This window comes from Kitasatospora sp. NPDC051984, from assembly GCF_044593455.1.
Taxonomy (GTDB): Bacteria; Actinomycetota; Actinomycetes; order Streptomycetales; family Streptomycetaceae; genus Kitasatospora.
Genome location: NZ_JBIUCB010000005.1, coordinates 1 through 16,122 on the forward strand (window position 1 = coordinate 1; position 16,122 = coordinate 16,122).

11 protein-coding genes are annotated in these 16,122 nt (G+C 71.6%); 4 read left to right on the top strand and 7 right to left on the bottom strand.

What is annotated here, in order from left to right; all coding sequences use genetic code 11:
* Positions 1-489: 489 nt before the first annotated feature.
* Entirely contained in the window at positions 490-1,713 is a 1,224-nt protein-coding gene (locus tag ACIHEI_RS11475; protein WP_396606430.1) for a PucR family transcriptional regulator, read from the bottom strand.
* Between the two features lie 170 nt (positions 1,714-1,883).
* Here ACIHEI_RS11475 and ACIHEI_RS11480 point away from each other — a divergent pair, with 170 nt between their 5' ends.
* Positions 1,884-3,221: a lipase family protein gene (locus ACIHEI_RS11480; RefSeq protein ID WP_396606431.1), complete on the top strand. Its 1,338-nt coding sequence runs from the start codon at positions 1,884-1,886 to the stop codon at positions 3,219-3,221.
* Between the two features lie 60 nt (positions 3,222-3,281).
* On the opposite strand, the gene ACIHEI_RS11485 is transcribed toward ACIHEI_RS11480, so the two are convergent.
* Positions 3,282-3,881, bottom strand: a complete 600-nt coding sequence (locus tag ACIHEI_RS11485; RefSeq protein WP_387859471.1) for an HdeD family acid-resistance protein — start codon at positions 3,879-3,881, stop codon at positions 3,282-3,284.
* 164 nt (positions 3,882-4,045) lie between these two features.
* Here ACIHEI_RS11485 and ACIHEI_RS11490 point away from each other — a divergent pair, with 164 nt between their 5' ends.
* The 3 genes from ACIHEI_RS11490 (at position 4,046) to ACIHEI_RS11500 (ending at position 10,801) form a co-directional block, all read left to right on the top strand.
* Complete coding sequence (locus tag ACIHEI_RS11490) at positions 4,046-5,887, top strand: NAD-binding protein (protein ID WP_396606432.1); 1,842 nt, start codon at positions 4,046-4,048, stop codon at positions 5,885-5,887.
* A gap of 50 nt (positions 5,888-5,937) precedes the next feature.
* Positions 5,938-6,954 (top strand): VanZ family protein, encoded by a 1,017-nt coding sequence (locus ACIHEI_RS11495; RefSeq protein ID WP_396606433.1) that lies wholly within the window; start codon positions 5,938-5,940, stop codon positions 6,952-6,954.
* Between the two features lie 241 nt (positions 6,955-7,195).
* Positions 7,196-10,801, top strand: coding sequence for a HEAT repeat domain-containing protein (locus ACIHEI_RS11500; RefSeq protein ID WP_396606434.1), 3,606 nt, complete (start codon positions 7,196-7,198; stop codon positions 10,799-10,801).
* A 59-nt stretch (positions 10,802-10,860) separates the two neighbouring features.
* Here the strand turns inward: ACIHEI_RS11500 and ACIHEI_RS11505 are convergent, their stop codons facing one another.
* From ACIHEI_RS11505 to ACIHEI_RS11525, 5 genes are all read right to left on the bottom strand, one after another.
* A complete protein-coding gene (locus ACIHEI_RS11505) occupies positions 10,861-11,637 on the bottom strand; it encodes an enoyl-CoA hydratase (protein ID WP_387635113.1) in 777 nt (258 codons plus the stop codon).
* Between the two features lie 95 nt (positions 11,638-11,732).
* Entirely contained in the window at positions 11,733-12,770 is a 1,038-nt protein-coding gene (locus ACIHEI_RS11510; RefSeq protein WP_396606435.1) for an enoyl-CoA hydratase/isomerase family protein, read from the bottom strand.
* A gap of 159 nt (positions 12,771-12,929) precedes the next feature.
* Positions 12,930-14,144 (bottom strand): fumarylacetoacetase, encoded by a 1,215-nt coding sequence (gene fahA / locus ACIHEI_RS11515; protein WP_396606436.1) that lies wholly within the window; start codon positions 14,142-14,144, stop codon positions 12,930-12,932.
* Positions 14,141-14,950 carry a hypothetical protein gene (locus tag ACIHEI_RS11520; RefSeq protein WP_392944752.1) on the bottom strand — a complete coding sequence of 270 codons (810 nt, stop codon included), beginning with the start codon at positions 14,948-14,950 and terminating at the stop codon, positions 14,141-14,143. The genes fahA and ACIHEI_RS11520 overlap by 4 nt, the downstream gene beginning before the upstream one ends.
* Positions 14,929-16,116: a homogentisate 1,2-dioxygenase gene (locus tag ACIHEI_RS11525; RefSeq protein ID WP_396606437.1), complete on the bottom strand. Its 1,188-nt coding sequence runs from the start codon at positions 16,114-16,116 to the stop codon at positions 14,929-14,931. Before ACIHEI_RS11525 ends, ACIHEI_RS11520 begins: the two co-directional genes overlap by 22 nt.
* Positions 16,117-16,122 lie beyond the last annotated feature (6 nt).

Consider the following 16,122-nt stretch of genomic DNA (forward strand, 5'->3'; position numbering starts at 1 on the left):
TGCCCTGCGGTTCTCGGGCTTGCGGCGCGCAGCGCTTGCCCTGCGGTTCTCGGGCTTGCGGCGCGCAGCGCTTGCCCTGCGGTTCTCGGGCTTGCGGCGCGCAGCGCTTGCCCTGCGGTTCTCGGGCTTGCCGCGCGCAGCGCCCGCGCTGCGGCTCTCGGGCTTGCCGCGCGCAGCGCCTGCCTTGCGGCTCCCGCGCATCGGCCGCGCGCAGCGCCTGCCCTGCGGCTCCCGCGCTCGCCGCGCGCACTCCAGCCTCGTTGTTCTCCCGCGCTTGCCGCGCGCAGCGCGTGTGCCGCTGCCTGCCCTGCCCCGCGCGTCGCTCCTGCTTTGTTGTTCTTCCGCACCGGCCGCGCGCAGCGCTTGTGCCGCCGCTTCTTCCGCCCCGCGCGCAGCGCGTGTGCCGCCGCCCGACCCGTTCCGGGCGTGGCGCCTGCATCGCCGTTCTCCCCGCCAGTTGCGTGCAGTGCGGTTGGCGGGTGGGGTGCGTCAGAGCACGGTGTCGTGGGCCGTGAGGGCGGCGTGCAGGGTGAGGAGGTCGGGGCCACGGGTGGTGTCGAGGCCGGTGAGGTCGGCGGTGCGGCGGAGGCGGTAGTCGACGGTGTTGGGGTGGACGAGGAGGTGGGCGGCGGTGCGGCGGCGGTCGAGGCCGCAGGTGAGGAACGCCCGGAGGGTGTCGAGGAGTTCGGGACGCCCGGTGAGCGGGGCGAGGAGCGCGGCGAGGGCGTCGCGGGCCGGTCCGGGGCGGCTGAGCTGGTATTCGAGCAGGACGTCGTCGAGCAGGTACAGGCCGGGCCCGCGGCCGAGTTGCCGGATCTCGGCGGCCAGCCGGACGGCGTCGGCCACCGCGGCGGGCGGCGCGGTTGTCGCGGCGGCGATCAGCGGTGCGCCGCAGGCCCGGGCGAGCCGTTCGACCAGGGCGGTGAGCGCGTCCCGTTCGAAGGGGGCGGCGGGCAGCAGCACTGTTCCCCCGTCGGCGGCGAGTGCGGCGAGCGGGACGCCGTCCGGGTTGCGGCGCTCCAACTCGGCGCGCAGGCGGCGGAGTTTGCGTCGGGCGGCGACCGAGCGGTTGACGCCGGGGCGGGATTCGTCGGGGTGCGGTCCGATGGCGAGGGAGAGCACGACGTAGCGGGCGGGGAGCCGGATGCCGGCCCGGTCGGCGGCGGTATGCGGGTCGCCGCCCTCGAGCAGGCGGGAGAGCAGGGCTTGCCGGGCGACCTGTTCGTCGCCGAGTGCGGCCTGCCGTTCCTGTACGTAACCCGCGGCGACCTCGCAGCTGACGGCGTGGAGGTAGCCGAGCAGGCGGTCCTGCGCGGTGGCGATGTCGGGCAGGTCGGCGGGTGCGGCGGCGGTGAGCAGGCGGGCGGCGCACAGTTGGGCGCCGAGGTGGTAGGCGCCGACGACGGATTCGAGTGGGACGCCCTCGTCCGCCCGCCGCGCGGACGATTCGCGGATGCGGGCGAGTTCGTCCTCGCCGGGCGGCCGTCCGGTGCGCATGACGTCGGCGAAGGCCCGGATGGCGCGTTCGACCTGGCGGGTGATCTCGCCGCGGAGTTGTTCGGGCGGCAGCGCGTGGTAGGCGGGGAGGCGGTCGAGCAGGCGGGTGGTGACTTCGGCGGCGAGTTCGGGGGCGAGGGCGAGCAGCCGCTGGTGGACCGGGGTGCCGTCGAAGTGTGGTTCGGGGGCGGAGTGTTGGGCGTTGGGCGCGGTCACAATCCACCTCGCGAATCTCTGTGCAGCGGCCCGGCGACGTGGCCGGTCGACGCGTCCATGATGGTTTCCCCGGAGGTTACCTACCCGTAGGTAACTCGCGCGATCCCCCCTCGACCCCCCGTCAGGTCGCGCCCCGTCCCCCAGCCGGAACCGTCAGAAACGGGAGAGCCATGTACCGAGCCGTAGCCCGGACGATCGCCACCGCCCTCGCCGCCGCCGCTCTCGCCACCGCGGCCCCCGCCGTCGCTGCCACGGCCGCCGTCACCGCCACGGCCGCCTCCGCGGCCACGGACACCTTCTACGCGTACGACGGCAGCGCCCCGCTGTCCTCGTTCGCCCCCGGCACCGTGCTGAAGACCCGCACCCTGTCGTACCACCTGCTGGGCATACCGACCCCGGTGCAGGCCGTGCAGCTGCTGTTCCGCACCACCGACGCGCAGGGCCGCCCGTCCGCCGGGGTGACCACCGTGGTGCGGGGGCTGGGCAGTGACGGGTCGAAGGCGGTGTCGTACCAGTCGTTCTACGACTCGCTGAACCCGGCCGACGGCCCGTCCCGGGCGATCGCCGGCGGCCTCACCCTCGGCGGGGCGATCCCCAACGCGGAGGCGCTGTTCGTGGTGCCGTTCGTGCTGCAGGGCTACGACGTGGTGATCCCCGACACCGAGGGCCAGACCGCCGACTTCGCCGCCGGGCCCGAGTACGGCACCACCACGCTGGACTCGATCCGCGCGGTCTCCGCCTCCGCGGCGACCGGCATGAACGCCAACACCCGGTTCGGCCTGCTCGGCTACTCCGGCGGCGCGATCGCCACCAACTGGGCCGCCGCCCTCGCCCCCGGCTACGCGCCGGACGTCAACCGCCGCCTGGTCGGCTTCGCCGAGGGCGGACTGCTGGTCGACCCCGCGCACAACCTGAGGTACGTGGACGGCGGGGTGGTGTGGCCCGGCGTCATCCCGATGGCGATCATCGGCGTCGCCCGCGCCTACGACCTCGACCTGACGCCGTACCTGAGCGACTACGGCAAGCAGGTGTACGCGAAGATGCAGGACGCGTCGATCGTCAACGCGCTCGGCCAGTACCCCGGCCTGACCTGGAAGAAGCTCGCCAGGCCGGAGTACTCCGACCCGAACTCGGTCCCCCCGTTCCTGGCCGCCGTCAACAAGGTCAACCTCGGCTCGGCCGCCACCCCCACAGCCCCCGGCTACCTCGCCCAGGGCAACGCCGGCGTCCTGGAGGGCACCTGGTCCAACCTGCCGGGCATCGGCACCGGCGACGGCGTGATGGTGGCCGGCGACGTCCGCGCGCTGGCCCGGCAGTACTGCGCCACCGGCAACGGCCGGATCACCTACCAGCAGTACGACCTGCTCAGCCACCTCGGCGCGGCCGTCCCGTGGGCACCCACCGCCGTCGGCTACCTGAACGACCGGTTCGCCGGGAGGACCGCGCCCAGCGACTGCGGCCGCATCCCCGCCGGCAACTCGCTCGCCCCCGAGCAGCCCGCCCGGTAGCCGATGTGACGAAGGGCCCGCCGGGAGCGTCCCCGGCGGGCCCAACGTGCCGACAGCGTCTCAGAGTTCGCGCGGGTACAGCTTCGCGGCGCCGCGGATCCGCATCGCCGCGACCACCTCGGTCACGCCGACCACCAGCAGCGCGACGCCGGCCAGGATCGCCAGCGCGGTGATCGAGTGAGCAGGGAACACCATCAGCAGAATGCCCGCCAGGATGTACAGCACGGAGACGAAACCCTGCCAGCCGCGGGCCGGCATCAGCGGGTCGGAGGCCACCGCGGAGAGGTGCGTGATGCCGCGGAACAGCCAGCCGATGCCGATCCACAGGGCCAGCAGCAGGATCGACTGGGCGGCCGACCGGAAACACAGCAGGCCCAGCAGCACACAGATCGCGCCGCTGACGAACGCCAGCACCCGCAGCGCCGTCGCGACGTGCGTACCGAACGCGGCGACCACCTGCACGATGCCGATCACCACCAGGTACACGCCGAACAGCACGCCGACCACCCACAGCGTCTGCTTCGGCCACACCAGGATCATGATTCCCAGCGCCAACGAGATCAGACCGCCCGCCAGCACCACCTGCCAGGCCATCCGGGCCAGTTGCTGGAACGGTCCGACCAGGCCGGGACTGTCGTCGGTCCGATAGGGGTCTGCCATGGCTCCTCCGGGGTTGCCGCTGCGAAACAGGGATCGCTTCCAGCCTCGACGCCCGCCCCGCCTCCGGGCGCGGCGGACTACGCCGAACGGGGCAATCTCCCGGTGCGGATCCGATACCGTCTGTTCACCCTGGTGTCCTGACGGGGCGTCTACCATCTGACGCTATGACTGATCAGGGGCGGGGGAGCCCACAGGCCGCGGCCGGCACGGCCGACACAGGGGACAGCGACAGGACAGGACCGAACGGTGGCGAGGGCGGGCCGGTCGAGGGGCACTACATCGTCTGCGGCGGCAACTCGATCGCCTACCGACTGATCCTCGAACTCACCGAGCAGTACGAAGTGCCGGTGGTCGCCGTGCTGCCCGACCGCTCGCGCGAATACGGGCCGGCGATAGCCGAGTTACCCGGTGTGGCGGCCGTACTGGAGTACTCCACGCTGACCGGCGAGGCGCTCGGCGCGGCCGGTGTCGAACGGGCCCGCGGCATCGCGCTGATGGACGGCACCGACCAGGAGAACATCCACGCCGCGATGGCCGCCGAGAACCGCAACCACGGCGTCCGGATCGTGCTGCGCATCTTCAACCAGCGGCTCGGCGAACACCTGGAGAAGCTCCTCCCCAACTGCGCGGCCCTGTCCGCCTCCGCCACCGCCGCACCGGCCTTCGCCAACGGCGCCCTCGGCCGCCCGCACTCCGTCGAGGTCGGCGGACGCCACCTGTACGTCGCCTACGACGAGGACATCCACAGCAACCAACTGTGCCTGGTCGCCGACCGGATCGACCGTCAGGACCTCACCCAGCTGCGGCTGCTGCCCGACACCGGCGGCCGCGCCGCAGACTTCATCCGGATCGCCGAACGCTTCGGCAGCGGCGAAGGCCCGATCGAACTCGGCCGCCCCGACCTCGCCCCCGCCCCCGAATCCGGCGGCCTCGCCGCCCTGCAACCCCTCGACGCCGAACCGGCCCTCCGCCAGCCCTGGCGCAACCGGGCCAAGTGGTGGCTGCTGGACAGCCTCAAGTACTTCACCAACACCCGGCTGCGGGTCATCCTGATCACTGCCTTCGCCGCCATCGTGGTCGGCGCAGCCGTGCTCTACTACCGCACCCAGCACCCGCCCGGCCTCGGCTGGACGCTCTACTCCACCCTGCTCGACGCGGCCGGCGCCGCCCAACCCGACCTGCCCACCGACCAGGCCCTCGGCGACCCGTGGGCCCGCGCCGCCCAGGTACTGATCACCTTCTGCGGCATCACCTTCGTCCCGCTGGTCACCGCCATCGCCGTCGAAGCCCTCGCCAGCGGACGCCGTGGCCTGCCCCGCCCGCCCGGCGCCCGCACCCGCGACCACGTCATCGTGGTCGGCCTCGGCAACGTCGGCACCCGGGTTGCCACCCTGATCCACGCCACCGGCCTGCCCGTGGTCTGCCTGGAACGCGACCCGCAGGCCCGCGGCATCGCCGCCGCCCGCGCCCTCGGCATACCCGTCCTGATCGGCGACGGCCCCCTGGAGGCCCAGCTCAAGCAGGCTCGGGTCAAGCACGCCCGCGCCGTCGCCGCCGTCACCTCCGACGACGCCGCCAACCTGGAAGCCGCCCTCGAAGCCCGCGCGGTTCGGCCCGAAGTCCGCATCGTGGTCCGCCTGTTCGACGACGACTTCGCCCACCACGTGTACGCCACCCTCGGCAACGTCGCCTCCCGCTCGGTCTCCTACCTGGCCGCCCCCGCCTTCGCCGCCGCCCTGATGGGCCGCGAAGTCCTCGGCACCCTCTCGGTGTTCCGCCACGTCCTGCTGATCGCCGAACTCACCGTCGAGGAAGGCTCCGCGCTGGACGGCCGCAACATCGGCGACCTGGAATCCACCGGCGGCGTCCGCGTGGTCTCCGTCCGCCTGCAACGCCGCGCCGACGCCTACCAGTGGAACTTCGCCGACCGCTCCCGCCGCCTCACCCCCGGCGACCACATCGTCGTCGCGGCCACCAGGGCCGGGCTGGCCCGTATCATCCAGTAGTCGTGTACGGTCCAACGCGACTGTAACCAACGAAGGTTGACGGAGCATCAATGATCGGCGCGGTCCTGAACAACAACGTCGTCCTGATCCCGGCCTTCCTGGTGCTGGCCCTGCTGCTCGGCCCCGCCGGGTGGAAGCTCGCCACCCGGCGGAGCCTCCCCCGGTGGCCCACCGTGCTGCTCGGTGTCGCCCTGGCCGGCGAACTCGCCGCCACCCTCTACCCCACCGGACCCGGCGGCAGCCAGGACCCGTCCTGCACCTGGGGCGCCGACCTCGCCTTCACCCTCGGCGCGGAACAGGGCCAACTCAACCTGCTGATGTACGTCCCGATCGGCCTGTTCGCCGTCCTGGCCTTTGGCCGCCCCGCCCTGGTGGCGGTCTCCGTCCTGGCCCTGACCGCCGTCACCGAGACCGTCCAGGGCATGCTCCCGTTCATCGGCCGCGCCTGCGACAGCGGAGACCTCGCCGCCAACGCGCTCGGCGGCCTGGCCGGCGTACTGCTCGGCTGCGCCGTGCGCCTCGTCCAGCGCCGCCGGATACGGCCCGCCAGGCGGGAGTTGGCCTTCGGCTCTGCCCTCGCCGTGGCGCTCGGGGCGCCGGTACTGGCCCTGCACTTCCTGGTGCTGGAGCCGACGGCCGCCATCGGAGCCTCGGCAGCCACCGGCCACCAGCGCGAACTCGCCGCCCGGGACGCCGAGTTGCTGTTCGGCCCCGGTAGCAGGGTGGTCGCGGTGCAGTACCAGCTGGACGGCCCCGGGATCGAGCGAGTGGTCGTCACCGGCGAGCACCAGTTCTTCACCCTGGATTGGCCGTCCGGGCTGCTGCTCAGCCTCGACGGCGGATTCCTCCCCGACGAGCCCGACCCCGGCCCCGCCACCGAGCAACAGGCCCGCGAAGCCGCCGACCGCTTCCTCGCCCAGTGGTCCCCCGCCGCCACCGGCGAACCTCAGTTCGCCCCCCACGGCGGGCAGGGCGGCCGCCGACGCTTCACCTACGCGCTCGGCAGCGGAACGGTCCACGTGGACGTCGATCGGAACAGCCGGGTGGTCGAGTTCCGCCGGGACTGACCAGCCGGTCCGGTGGGTTGGCGCACACCGGCCGGCGCGGGCAGAGCGACGAAGACGGTACCGAGGTGGACGCGAGGATCCGTCGGCACGTCGATTCGCCCTGAGATCGACAACTGGAACCGAATGGTCGAATTCGGTCGGAGCCGATCACGGGCCTGCCGTTGACACTCGGTTGACCGGCGAGTGCCTCTACCCTGCTCATCTACAGCTGGTCGGGTGGGCGAGGGAGTGACCGTTGGAGATGGGGCCGAAGAAGCTGGCGCTGCGGCTGGCGCTGGCGGGGCTGCGAGGAGAGGCCGAGGAGGGCTTCAAGGAGCGCTGGAACCGGGCGTGCAGTCAGACGGACCTGAAGAAGGCCGTTCGCGTCACCGGACTGCCCGGAACGGAAACTTTCGCCGGCCAGCGGATCAGCGAATGGCTTCCCCCGGACGACCGGGCCCACGACGCCCGCATCCCGCACAACCTGGACGTGCTGATGGCAGTGGTGGCGGTGTGGTCCTCGTGGGCCGGTGCCCCTTCCCTGACCGGTACGGGTGAGGTCGACCGCAGGTGGATGGGCGGCCAGGCGGGCCGTTGGCGACGGCTCGTCGAGGATGCCCGCGCCGAGCGAGCGGGCACTCGAGCGATCCGCGTGGAGACGGCATCCCAACTCACCGATGCGGTGGGGCCCTACCTGGAGCGGGTCCGCGTGGTGCACCGGCGGCTGAACCTCGACGTCCTCGGCCCCACCAGCCGGTCGGGCGAACAGCCGGCGATCGAGATCCGGCAGGTCTTCATGCCGCAGCAGTGCCGCGCCTACCTGTCCCATGTCCCTGGCGAGGTGCGCCGACTCCTCTTCGCGGACAAGGTGCCGGACGCCGAACTGCCGCCCGGCCTGGCAGCCGACGACGCCACCAGGCTGCGCATGTCGTACCACTCGCAGCCCGCCAGGCCCGTCCTGGAGGTCCTGGCCGGCGAGGCGGGCCGACGGCTGGTGGTCCTGGGAGACCCCGGTGCCGGGAAATCGACTCTCTCGAAGTACGCGGCGCTCGCGCTGGCCGGCGCGATGGAGGAGATGCCACCCGAACTCGCCCCACTGGCAGGGCTGGTGCCGGTCGTGGTGGAGCTCCGTCACCTCGCGGAGGAGCGCTGGCGCGATCGCTGCCTCGAAGACTTCCTGGACCATGCGAACAACGAGGACCGGATGGGCATCACCCGACGGCTCTTGGACGAACTCCTCGCCACCGGCCGGGCTGCGGTGTTCTTCGACGGCCTCGACGAGATCTTCGACCCGAAGATCCGGGCCGAGACCGCCCGTCGGATCGCAGCCTTCGCCGCGGACCACCCGCAGGTGCGAACGGTGGTCACCTCGCGCGAATTCGGCTATCGGTCCAACGACTTCGCCTCCGCCGGCTTCACCCAGGTGATCCTCCAGGACTTGACCCGCCCGCAGGTGGAGGAGTTCATCCGCCGCTGGTACTGTGCCGCGCACCCCGAAAAGCCCTCTCTTTCCTCCCAGTTGACCCAGCGACTGCTGGGCGCGGTCCGTGGAGTGCGAGCCGTCGCCGAACTCGCTGGGAACCCACTGTTGTTGACCATCCTCGCGTCCGTGGGCCTGGGTCGGACCATTCCCCGGGAACGACGTGCGGTCTACGCCCACGCCGTGGACGTGCTCACCGAACAGTGGGACAGCGGGGCGAAGTTCCTCACCCCGCACGCCCCGGCTTCCAGCGGCGCAGTGGAAGCCTTGGAGTGGCTCGAGCCCCGCAATCGCCGCCGGCTCCTGCAACGCATCGCCCGCCACATGCAGGAGGGAACGGGCAGTTCAGCCGGCACGTACCTCAAGGACACCGAACTCATCGGCCTGATCAGCGACTTCCTGCAGCAGTCGACCAGCCTTTCCCGTTCCTCGACCGAGATCGCTGCGCAGCACCTCGTCCAGCGTCTCCGGGTGCGGAACTTCCTGCTGGCCCACTTCGGCGACGGTGTCTACGGATTCGTCCACCGCGCGTTCCTCGAGTACCTCGCGGCCGAGGACCTTCGGGAGCGGGTCTTCAAGGAGGGGATGAGCCGGGAGGAACTGCTCGAACTCCTGGGACGACGGGCCGAAGACCCGACATGGCACGAGGTCCTGCTCCTGCTGGTCGGCGGGCTCAGCCACCGTCAGGTTGCGTCATTCATCGCCCTGCTGCTCCGCCGGCACCGAGAGCGTGACGGGCGCGGGGACACCTCGATGCTGATGCTGGCGATCCGGGCCCTGGCGGAAGTGGACGAGACCGATCTCCGGTCCGGTTCCCGGGACGGAGACCCCGATTCGTCCGTAGCAGCCCAGAGTCGCGCCGTCATCGATGCGTTGATCGGTGGATTCAATCGCGCCGGGTTCCTGGACGTCAGGGCTGCGCTGCCCGCCCTGGCGACGTTCGACCGCTTCTGGGTGGACCGGGACCGGTTCCTGCGCTGGTACTACGCGCACTCAACCGTCCGAAGCATGTACTCGGCCAGCAGCGTGGCGGCGGCTCTCAGCCGGGACGAGGCCGAGTCGGCCAAGCAAGCACGTCACCCATGGGACTACTACCTGCGCAGTGCCGCGTTGGAGGTGCTGGGCGAGCGGTGGCCCGACGAGAAGAGCCGTGCTCTGGTGACGGACGCGGTCTCCGATCCGAAGTGGTTTGTCCGTGACACGGCGTTGGAGGTGCTGGGTGAGCGGTGGCCCGACGAGAAGAGCCGTGCTCTGGTGACCGACACGGTCTCCGATTCCGAGGAGCTCGTTCGTGGTTCGGCGTTGAGGGTGCTGGGTGAGCGCTGGCCCGATGAGAAGAGCCGTGCTCTGGTGATGTCCGCGCTCCTCGACCCCGAGCAGCCCCGCGCAACTGCCTTGAGGGTGTTGGGTGAGCGGTGGCCCGACGAGGAGAGCCGTGCTGTGGTGATGTCCGCGCTCCTCGACCCCGAGCAGCCCCGGGGGGCCGCGTTGGAGGTGCTGGGGGCGCGGTGGCCCGACGAAGAAAGCCGAGCCCTTGTGATCGCCTGGGCTTCCAGCCCTGAGCAGCCGGTCGGTGGTTCGGCGGTGCGGGTGTTGGGTGAGCGGTGGCCCGACGAGGAGAGCCGTGCTGTGGTGACGGAGGCGTTCACTGACGCCGAATCGCCTGTTCGTGACGTGGCGTTGCGGGTGTTGGCGGAGCGGTGGCCCGACCAGGGGAGCCGTGCTCTGGTGACGGACGCGCTCTCCGATGCCGAATCGTCTGTTCGTGAAGTGGCGTTGCGGGTGTTGGCGGAGCGGTGGCCCGACGAGGAAAGTCGCGCGTTGGTGACGGACGCGCTCTCCGACTCCGAACGGTTTGTCGTCGCTACCGCATTGAGGGCGCTGGTGGATCGCTGGCCCGACGAGGAGAGCCGCGCGCTTGTGGTGAAGGCGCTCTCCGCCCCCGAATCGTTTGTCGGTGGCACGGCATTGAGGGCGCTGGTGGATCGCTGGCCCGACGAGAAGAGCCGCGCAGCCGTCACGGCTGCGCTCTCCGACCCCGATTCGCCGATCCGGGAGGATGCGTTGTGGGCACTGGCCGATACGTGGCCTGACGACGACACCTGCCGTGTCATCGCCGCCATCGCCACGGCGGAGGAGGGCGCCACCGCTCGAAGCATTGTCACTGCCCATATGGCGGCTCAGTCCCCGGACAAGGCATGGCGAGTGATCGGAGAGACCCTCGAAGCGGAAGATCAGCCACTGCTCAAGGTGCAGGCCGTCAAGTTGCTCGCACTGCTCTGGCCGGACGAGCCCGGGACAGTGCCCCGGATTCGGGCCTTGACCACCCACGCGGATGAGAACCTGTGCCGCACTGCCGACGAAGCGCTGAGGTGGCTGCAGCGCTAGCCGCGGACCCGCTCCGCCAACGCCTTCTGCCGGGGGCGGAGCGAGCCCTCTTGCTGCGGCTACTTGTTGGTGAAGGAGGCCGGCCGCTTCTCCGCGAAGGCGGTCATGCCTTCCTTCTGGTCGGCGGTGGCGAAGGCGGCGTGGAAGAGGCGGCGTTCGAAGCGGACGCCCTCGGCGAGGGTGGTTTCGAAGGCGCGGTTGACGGATTCCTTCATCATGACGGCGGCGGGGAGGGACATCGCGGCGACGGTCTCGGCGACGGAGAAGGCTTCGGGGAGGAGCTGGTCGGCGGGGACGATGCGGGAGACCAGGCCGGCGCGTTCGGCTTCTTCGGCGTCCATCATGCGGCCGGTGAGGCAGAGGTCCATGGCCTTGGCCTTGCCGACGGCGCGGGTGAGGCGCTGGGAGCCGCCGATGCCGGGGATGACGCCGAGCTTGATTTCGGGCTGGCCGAACTTCGCGGTGTCGGCGGCGATCAGGATGTCGCAGAGCATGGCCAACTCGCAGCCGCCGCCAAGGGCGTAGCCGGCGACGGCGGCGATGACGGGCTTGCGGAGGCGGCCGAGTTCGTCCCACGGGCCGAGCCAGTCGTCGAGGTAGACGTCGGGGAAGCGGTTGTCCTGCATCTCCTTGATGTCGGCGCCGGCCGCGAAGGCCTTCTCGGAGCCGGTGATCACCATGGCGCCGATTTCCGGGTCGCGGTCGAAGGCCTTGGCGGCCGCCACCACCTCGGTCATCAGCTGGGTGTTGAGCGCGTTGAGCGCCTTGGGGCGGTTGAGGGTGATGATGCCGACCCGGCCCTTGCGGTCCACCAGGATCGTCTCGTACTCGGTCATCGCCGCAAATCCTCTCCACGCTGAGCGGAACACTGACGGTGGATACGATCTCGGAACGCCGCCCCGGATGCCAGTCTCGACAGGCGAGACGATGGTCACCTCGGCAAAGACAGGTCTCCGCCCTCGGGGGTCCCGAAGAAGCGTGCGACGTCGGCGGCGGTGACCTCGGAGAGCGACGCGGGGCTCCAGCGCGGGTTGCGGTCCTTGTCGACGACCTGCGCGCGGATGCCCTCGACCAGGTCGTGGTGGGTGAGGGCGGCGCAGGAGATCCGGTACTCCTGTTCGAGGGTGGCGGCCAGCGAGGGCAGGGAACGGGCCCGGCGCAGGGCGGCGAGGGTGACCTTGAGCATGGTGGGGGACTTGGCGAGGAGCTGTTCGACGGCTTCCTTGGCCTCGGGGAGGCCGGTGGCGTGGAGGCGGTCGAGGATCTCCTCGATGCTGTCGGCGGCGTAGCAGTGGTCGATCCACTCGCGCTGCGAGGCGAGTTCGGAGGCGGGGGCGGGCTGGGCGAGAGCGGCGACCGCGGCCACGGGGTCGGAGGCGGAGAGCAGGGAGGGCAGCGCGGAGGACGGGACGAAGTGGTCGGCGAAGCCGCAGTACAGTGCGTCGCCGGCGGTCATGGTGGCGGCGGTGAGGCCGATGTGGGTGCCGAGTTCGCCGGGGGCGAGGGCGAGCAGGCGGCTGCCGCCGACGTCGGGGACGAGGCCGATGCGGGTTTCGGGCATGGCGACGGCGGTGCGTTCGGTGACGATCCGGATCGCGGCGTGCGCGGAGAGGCCGACGCCGCCGCCCATGGTGATGCCGTCCATCAGCGCGAGGTACGGCTTGGGGTAGCGGGAGATCAGTTCGTTGAGGGGGTACTCGACGCGGAAGAACGCCCGGCCGCCGGCGCCGCCGAGCTTGGCGTCGTCGTGGATGGCGCGGATGTCGGCCCCGGCGCACAGCCCGCGTTCGCCGGCGCCGGTGAGCAGAACGGCCGAGATCCGGTCGTCCGTGGCCCAGGCGTCGAGCGCGGCGCGGACGGTCTCCAGCATGCCGTGGGTCAGCGAGTTGAGGGCGCGTGGGCGGTTGAGGGTGATCCGGCCGGTGCGGCCGGTCCGCTCGATCAACACGTCCTGGGGGGTGTCCGTCATTGCTGCCACCGCTCCGTCCCGGAAAGTTCGAGAAAAGTACGACGATCTTCCGGTGCACGGTACCGGGCCGGCTCGGTCAAAGAGCGGGCGGGACTCTCACCCGAACAGCGGCGAGCTGCGGGCGCGCCGTTGACGCACCCGCAGCCCGAGTGAGACAGATCAGCCGACGATCTGCCCGGTGACCTCGCCGAAGCCGACCCGCAGCCCCCCCGGGCCGGGGGCGGTGGCGCTGATGGACACCTCGTCGCCGTCCTCCAGGAAGGTGCGGGTGGTGCCGTCGGGGAACTTGAGCGGGTGTTCGCCGTTCCAGGTCAGTTCGATGAGCGCGCCGCGGGTGTCCGGTTCGGGGCCGGAGACCGTGCCGGAGGCGTACAGGTCGCCGGTGCGCAGGCTGGCGCCGTTCGCGGTGAGGTGGGCCAGCTGCTGGGCGGCGGTCCAGTACATGGAGGCGAACGGCGGGCGGGAGATGGTGCGGCCGTTGAGCGCGACCTCGATCGCCAGGTCCAGGCCCCAGGGTTCGGCGTCGCGGTCGTCGAGGTACGGCAGCGGTTCGACGTCGCGGGCCGGCGGGGTGACCCGGGCGTGCTGCAGGGCCTCCAGCGGGACCACCCAGGGGGAGACCGAGGTGGCGAAGGACTTGCCGAGGAACGGGCCGAGCGGCACGTACTCCCAGGCCTGGATGTCGCGCGCCGACCAGTCGTTGAGCAGGCAGACACCGAAGACGTGCTCGGCGAAGTCGGCGAGCGCGACCGGCGTGCCCATGGCGCTGGGCGTGCCGACGACGAACGCGACCTCGGCCTCGATGTCGAGGCGGCGGCTCGGTCCGAACGAGGGAGCCGGGTCCGCGGGGGCCTTGCGCTGGCCGTGTGGGCGGGTCACCGGGGTGCCGGAGACCACGATGGTGCCGGAGCGGCCGTGGTAACCGATCGGCAGGTGCTTCCAGTTGGGGGTGAGCGGCTCCGAACCCGGGCGGAAGATCTTGCCCAGGTTGGTGGCGTGGTGCTCGGAGGCGTAGAAGTCGACGTAGTCGGCGACCTCGAACGGCAGGTGCAGCCGGACGTCCGCCAGGTCGAGCAGGCAGGGCTCGACGGCCGCCCGGTGGGCGGGGTCGGTGAGCCACTCGGTGAGCGCGGCGCGCACCGACTGCCAGGTCGAACGGCCCGCCGCCATCAGCGGGTTGAGCGTTCCGGATTCCAGCAGCTCGGACGGGCTGCCGACCGCGCGGGCGGCCGCGCCGGCGTCCAGCACCTGCTCGCCGATCCGCACGCCGATCCGCCGGCCGGGCCGGTCGGGGGCGGTGAACACGCCATAGGGCAGGTTGTGCACGCCGAACGGCGAGTCCGCGGGCAGATCGAGCCAGGTGGTGGTGGTCAAGAGTTCTCCAGGAGGCCGAGTCGGGCGAGGTCTTCCAACGGCTCGGCGATGCTACAGGTGCCGAAGGCGGTGAACGCGGAGCGGATCCGCGCGGTCTGGTGCTCCGTCAGCGACTGCACGGCGGTCGCCAGCCGGGCCCCGTCGCGCTCGGCGAGCAGCTCGGTGGCCTCGGCCCGGTCCGAACTCCCGGCCGCCAGCAGCACGTTGAGGAAACCGTGGTGCTCGTAACCGGTGCCGAGGTCGGTGTGCCGGACGGCGTGGTGCAGGCCGGCCGTACATTTGTACGCCAACTCCCGCTCGGCGCAAGCCACTTGGAAGGAAGCGAGCTCGGCGACGCTCGGGAACGCCGCGAAACTCAGGCCGCCGGTACGGTACTTGGCGCGGTAGCGGGTGCCCGCCAGGGCGTCCAGATCGGAGAGCGTGAAAGAGCGAGACACCTCGACGGCCGCGCCGACGCCGTCCGGCAGCAGCGCGTCCAGCTCCGCCACCGCCGCCCGCACGTCCGCGCCGGCCAGGTACTCCACGCCCGCCAGCGGCAGGCCCGCCGCGGCCTTCAGCGCCTCCGCCAGCCGGCCGGTCGGCACCGTCACCACGATCGGGAACTCCGGTGCCGCCGAAGCGAGTTCGTCCAGCTTGTCGACCGGAGCGAGCAGCGGGCCCACCGCCCCCGCGTACGGGGCGGCGCGGTGCGCCCGGTGCGCGGGGACGGCCTCGGCCAGCGGCAGGTCGCCGGGCGGGAAGACCGCCGCGTCGTCGAACAGCCCCCGGTACAGCTCGGGTACGTTCATCGCCTCGCCCAGGTCCATGCGTAGTTCGGGTCCTCGCTGGCGGTGGCGGCCTCGCCGAGCTCCAGCGGGCGGAAGGTGTCCACCATCACCGCCAGCTCGTCGAAGAACTCCACGCCGATCGAGCGCTCGTACGCGCCCGGCTGCGGGCCGTGGGTGTGGCCGCCCGGGTGCAGCGAGATCGACCCCTGTCCGATGCCGGAGCCCCTGCGGGCCTCGTAGTTGCCGCCGCAGTAGAACATCACCTCGTCGCTGTCCACGTTCGCGTGGTAGTACGGGACGGGGATCGACAGCGGGTGGTAGTCCACCTTGCGCGGCACGAAGTTGCAGATCACGAAGTTGTTGCCCTCGAACACCTGGTGGGCCGGCGGCGGCTGGTGCACCCGCCCGGTGATCGGTTCGAAGTCCGCGATGTTGAAGGCGTACGGGTAGAGGCAGCCGTCCCAGCCCACCACGTCGAACGGGTGGTCCGGCACGGTGTAGCGGGTGCCGGCCACGCCGCCCGGGCCGCGGTGCTTGACCAGGACGTCCACCTCGCCGCCCTCGACCAGCAGCGGGCCCTCGGGGCCGCGCAGGTCGCGCTCGCAGTACGGGGCGTGCTCCAGCAGCTGCCCGTACTTGGAGAGGTAGCGGCGGGCCGGGGTGATGTGGCTGTTCGCCTCGATGCAGTAGGCGCGCAGCGGCTCGTCCCCGGTCGGCACCCAGCGGTGCGTGGTGGCCCGGGGGATGATCACGTAGTCGCCCTGGCCGACCGTCAGGGTGCCGAAGACCGACTCCAGTACGGCGGTTCCCGACTCGAGGTACACGCACTCGTCGCCCAGCCCGTTGCGGTACAGGTCGCTGGGCGCGCCGGCCGCGACGTAGGAGATCCGCACGTCGGCGTTGCCGAGCACCAGCCGGCGGCCGGTGACGACGTCCGCCGACTTCCACTCCTGGCCGGGGAACAGCTCGTGCAGCTTCAGGTGACGGGGGAGCAGCGGCAGGTTGGCGGTGGTGGACTGGTCCGGCAGCTCCCACACCGCGGCGGCCGTGACCGCCGACGGGATGTGCCGGTGGTACAGCAGCGAGGAGTCCGAGAAGAACCCCTCCTCGCCCATCAACTCCTCGTAGTAGAGGCCCCCTTCGGGGGTGCGGTGCTGGGTGTGCCGCTTGGGTGGCACCGAGCCCAGCTGCCGGTAGTACGCCATCGTCCC